The sequence below is a fragment of the Protofrankia sp. CiP1_Cm_nod2 genome, from assembly GCF_920664355.1.
Taxonomy (GTDB): Bacteria; Actinomycetota; Actinomycetes; order Frankiales; family Frankiaceae; genus Protofrankia.
Window position 1 is genome coordinate 26,089 of the sequence record NZ_CAKKTL010000013.1, and the last position, 4,664, is coordinate 30,752.

General features: G+C 73.2%; 6 protein-coding genes. 5 read left to right on the forward strand and 1 reads right to left on the reverse strand.

From position 1 onward, the window contains the following. The 5 genes from NBW84_RS02665 to NBW84_RS02685 form a co-directional block, all read left to right on the forward strand. Positions 1–631 (forward strand): reverse transcriptase domain-containing protein (locus NBW84_RS02665; RefSeq protein WP_250281362.1); only part of this gene is annotated, 631 nt, incomplete at its 5' end. Further along, positions 628–1,776 carry a CRISPR-associated endonuclease Cas1 gene (gene cas1 / locus NBW84_RS02670; RefSeq protein ID WP_250281363.1) on the forward strand — a complete coding sequence of 383 codons (1,149 nt, stop codon included), beginning with the start codon at positions 628–630 and terminating at the stop codon, positions 1,774–1,776. The genes NBW84_RS02665 and cas1, both read left to right, overlap by 4 nt. Before the next feature lie 7 nt (positions 1,777–1,783). Continuing rightward, positions 1,784–2,068, forward strand: a complete 285-nt coding sequence (gene cas2, locus NBW84_RS02675; RefSeq protein WP_250281364.1) for a CRISPR-associated endonuclease Cas2 — start codon at positions 1,784–1,786, stop codon at positions 2,066–2,068. 100 nt (positions 2,069–2,168) lie between these two features. Next, a complete protein-coding gene (locus tag NBW84_RS02680) occupies positions 2,169–2,471 on the forward strand; it encodes a hypothetical protein (RefSeq protein WP_250281365.1) in 303 nt (100 codons plus the stop codon). A 204-nt stretch (positions 2,472–2,675) separates the two neighbouring features. Then, on the forward strand, positions 2,676–3,956 hold the full coding sequence (locus NBW84_RS02685; protein WP_250281366.1) for a hypothetical protein: 1,281 nt from the start codon (positions 2,676–2,678) through the stop codon (positions 3,954–3,956). 137 nt (positions 3,957–4,093) lie between these two features. Here the strand turns inward: NBW84_RS02685 and NBW84_RS02690 are convergent. Further along, positions 4,094–4,664: hypothetical protein (locus NBW84_RS02690; protein ID WP_250281368.1), on the reverse strand; the 571-nt coding region annotated here is incomplete at its 5' end.

Below are 4,664 nucleotides of genomic sequence, written 5' to 3' on the forward strand. Positions count from 1 at the left end.
GTGGCTCGACGCACTGGCCGAGGCCGAACGCCACCGCGACGCCGGGCACACGACGGTGCTGCGCACCGACATCGCCGACTATTTCGCGCGCATCCGCCATGATCTTCTCCTGGCCGCTCTTCCCGCCGGGCTGGCCGGCGACGCGACAACACTGATCGACCGCTGGATAACCGCGCCGCTGCTCACCGAACACGGAATCATCCCGCGAACCAAGGGTATCCCGGAGGGAGCGCCCCTGTCTCCAGCCCTCGCTAATCTGCATCTTCGCGCCTTCGACACCACCGTCCATCACAATCCCGGAAATCTTGTCCGTTACGCCGACGATATCGCGGTGTTCTGCGCGGACACCGGCACCGCGATCGAGTCCGCCTACACCGTCGGCCGCGCGCTGGCGGATCTGGACCTGGAGATGAACGCCGGGAAAACCTACATCTCAAGCTTCGACCGGGGTTTCTCCTTCCTGGGATGGGTCTTCTACCGTGACGGCGGCTGGGAGGCCGAACCGACCGCCGGCTGGACGCACCCGATGTCCGTCGGGCGGCGGCGCCGTACCACGCGACCGGATCCGGCCGCCTACACCGGCCCATCGGACGCCTCCGCCCGCCCGGCGACGAACCGGAGGGCATCGTGAACGAGCCGGCCGGTCAGCCGACCGGCCAACCGGCCGGCCGGTCAGTCAGCTCGGTCAGCTCGGTCAGCCGGCCGGTCAAGCGGCTGGCCGGCCGGCCGCCGACCCGCCGCCCGCTGTATGTCGTCGGCCACGGCCTCGTGCTCGGGCGCAGCGGTGGCCGGCTGGTCGCGAGCCGGGACGGCGCGGTCGTCACCTCAGCGCCGCTGGGACGGATCAGCGAGGTCGTCGCCTTCGGCAACGTCGGGATCACGACCCCGGCGATGACCGCCCTCCTGGCCGAGGACATACCGCTGGTCCTGCTCACCGCGGACGGCCGGGTCCGCGGGCGGCTCGAACCGCCGAAGGCGTCCCACATCGAGGCCCGCCGGCGGCAGGCGCTCCTCCATCACGACGACCCGGCCCGGCTCGAGCTCGCCCGCGCCTTCGTCCGCGGGAAGATCCATAACCAGGATGTCCTGCTGCGCCGGCGAGCGGCAAGGGCCGCCGAGCCCGCGGAGGTCTGGGCGCTGGCCCGGCGCGTCGCCGCGGCCGGCGCGGCCGTCGACAACGCCGCTTCGATCGCCGAGCTCGTCGGTATCGAAGGAGCGGCGTCCGGGGCCTACTTCCGCGGTATCCGGCTCCTGCTCCCCGACGAGCTCGGCTTCCGGCGGCGTGAGCGCCTTGACCCCGACCTCGTCAACATCCTCATCAACTACACCTCCGCGCTGCTTCGCGAGGTCGTCTTCGGCGCGGTCGTCGCCGCCGGTCTCGACCCGTACACGTCGTTCCTGCATGCCCCGCGGCCGGGCCGGCCGACGCTGGTGTTCGACCTGATGGAGGAGTGGCGCGCGGTCCTGCTCGAGTCGACCGTCCTGGGCGTCCTCGGGCTGCGCATGATCCGCCCCGAGGACCTCAGTACCGGCCCCGCGCCCCGTGGCGGCGGCGCGGACAACAGCACGGACGGCGGCACGGACGGGCGTCCGCGGCTCGGCCCGGCGGCGAGCGCGGCGGTCATCGCCCGCTTCCGGGCGCGGGTGGACTCCCCGGCGCGGAGCTGGACGGCGTCCCCCGGCACCACCTACGCCACCCTGATCCGCGGGCAGAGCCTCGCACTGCGCGGGAGGCTGGTCGACAGCGTCCCCTACGAGCCCTTCCACTGGCGGTGAGCGTCTGATGGCGGAACCCGTCGGCAGGTTCCTGGTGAGTTTCGACGTCTCCTCCGACCGGCACCGGCGGAAGGTCGCGACGGCGCTGGAACGGCACGGGCCGAAGGTGCTGCGCTCGGTGTACGACCTGGACCTGACAGCGTCCGGGCTGGACGGTCTTGCCACGCGCCTGGCCGGGCTCGTCGAGCCGGACGACCATATTGTGATCGTTCCGTGCTGTCCGCGCTGTCGGCAGTGGTGGCACGGCTTCCCGCTCGACGCCGTGCCTGACCACGGCTGGGTCTCAGGATGACCGAACAGCTCCGGGCGGCTCCGGGCGGCTCCGGGCGGCTCCGGGCGGCTTCCGGCGGCTTCCGGCGGCTTCCGGATAACGGGGACGCGGAGGGACTCTGGTGAACACACCGCTGGTCGTCGTCTACGACGTCTCCGACAACGAACGCAGGGAGCTGGTCACCCGGTCGCTGCGGCCGGTCGCCGACCGGTTCCAGCAGAGCGGGTGGTACCTGCCCTCGGATGCCGGCCTGACCGCCGGCCGGGTCGGCGCCGGGATCGCCGGGCTCCTCGAGCGCGGCGACCGTCTCGGGGTGTGGCAGCCGTGCCCGTCATGCTGGCGGGCGGTCCGCTGGCTGCCCGCCGGGGCCTGGCGGCCGGCACCGCCACTCACCGGGCGCGGCGGCTGGGTGATCCGCGGTTGACAGGCCCGGCACCGGCGCTCTAGGGTCCATCCCAGTCAGTCTTTATGGCGACTCGTGGCCATTTCTGGTCACGTGACCGGCTTCGCCGGTCCTTTCGAGGTCACCCGGTCATCGGGAGGCTGTCACCCCTCGCGGGTGGCTCGTTTTTGACGGTTCGATGTCGTGTGGACGTCGTGTCATCCCGTCATGCTCGAAAGGATCCCTGTGAGCCTGCGCCTCAGCGACATTCTCGACGCAGACGACGACCTTGCCTCCCGGGCCACCTACCGGCTGCTCGAACCCGCCCTGCGCCGCCGGGTCCGCGGCATCGTCCGCAGGGCTGTTCCCGCGTCCTGCTCCTGCCGGGACGGCCGGACCTGCGACACCTGCCGGACGATCATCGACGATCTCGTGCTCGACGCCCACCGCAAGCTGCGCGAGGCCGCACGCGGCCGGCTCCCGCGCACCCGCGCCACGGGCGGCGGGCCCGGCGAGGAGGTCCGCGAGTGGCGGCTCCTGGTCGACGGGCTGACCGCGCCGGCCGAGACCGCCGCACTCGACGCCGACACCGCCGGTTCGATGCTGGCCGCCGCCGGCACACTCCGGGACAGCCCCTCGCGGCCGTACCGGCGGACGTCCCCATCGGATCAGGCCTGGCTGCGCGCGGCGGTGGCGCAGCTCGTCCTCTACCCGACGAGGAACCTCGACGTCGAGCTGCGGCGCCGCGCCGCGGTCAAGCGCGGGCTACCGGCCAGGCCGATGCGCGGCCTGGACTCCTCGCCGGCCGCCGGGCCGCTGGCCGACGACCCGCCCGCCGACTGCGCGCTGCGCGAGCTCGTCACCGGGCTGTGGGCCGATGTCGCTCACCCGTACGATCTGCCGGCCACCGGACGACGCCATGGCCTGTCCCCCGACGCGGCCCGGGTAGCGCTCCATCGCGGCCTGGATCTGCTGCGCGCCCACGACCCCGCCCGATACCGGGCACTGGTGGCCGGGCCGCTGGCCGCGCGGGCAGCGGACGGCACCAGGTCCCGGCCGGGTGCCGCGTTCCGGCCGGGTGCCGCCAGCTGGGCCGAGGCGGCGCGGACTCCCGCCGACGGCCCGTCCGAGACCGGCCGGGAGACCGAACATGCCCGGTCAGCCCTCCTTACGAAGATCACTTCCGACGTCGCACCGGAGCACCCGGACGCGGTGGCCGCGTTGGCGCCGACGACCGTGACGGCACCGCCATGCCGGACGCGGTCGGGCACCGGGAGCCGACGCCGGCAGCGTGACCATCTTGTGACGCTGCGGCTGCTGCACACGCTGCTGGACGCGGCCGACGGCCGGGCGGTCGACCCGGTCGGTCGCTGCCGGCGGCTGCGCGGCGTCGACGAGCCGGCCGCGCGGGAGGAGATCCGCCATCTCACCATGCTGGTCGCCGCGGCCGGTGTGATGTGGGTCGACAAGCTGGTGCGACAGGCGGAGAACGACCAGCCGCCGGAGAACGGCCAGCCGCCGGCATGAGGCCGGCGCACCGGACCGGGCCGCGGCCGCCCCATCCCCCGCTCCCGCCTATTTCTTCTTCCGATTCCTTTTTCTTCTTCTTCTGATTCCCTCCCCCTGCTCCTGTCATTTTATCCCTGCCGTTTCCGTCATTCCTGTCATTCCCGCGTTTCTGTTATTCCTGCCTGTTCCCGCCGCGACCAGTCCTCCAGCACGGCCGCGAGCCCGTCGGCCTGCTCCCTGCGCAGGACGACGGACACGACGGCGGAGCCGGGCACGGTCGTTTCGACCTCGACACGCACTCCCCCGGCCACCGGTGACACCCGCACCGCCCGCGCCACCTCGGCAACGGCGGGCGCCGGTTCGGTGAGCCGTCGCCGCACCGGTGCGCGGATACGCGCGGGCCGCGCAAGCGCCCCACCGGCGGTGGAGCGCAGCAATGCCGCGAGCTGGCTGCCGACCGGCCGTCCCCGCGGACTGTCCCGCTCCGCCGGCAGGCCGGGAGCGGAACGCTCCCCGGCCGTCGTGTCGTCGGCCGTCGTGTCGTCGGCCGTCGTGTCGTCGGCCGTCGTGTCGTCGGCCGTCGTGTCGTCGGCCGTCGTGTCGTCGGTCCACAGCAGCCGCAGGCCGGCGTCGATGAACTCGATCATCGCGCTCGTCCCCCACAGGTCGGCTTCGACCGGGCCGAACCGACGGCGCAGATGCCGGCGGCCGGCGAACGCCCCCCGG

What these genes read in the sequence shown, in the direction of transcription:
- cas2 (WP_250281364.1), top strand. Translation starts at nt 1,784, where the DNA reads ATGGCGGAACCCGTCGGCAGGTTCCTGGTGAGTTTCGACGTCTCCTCC.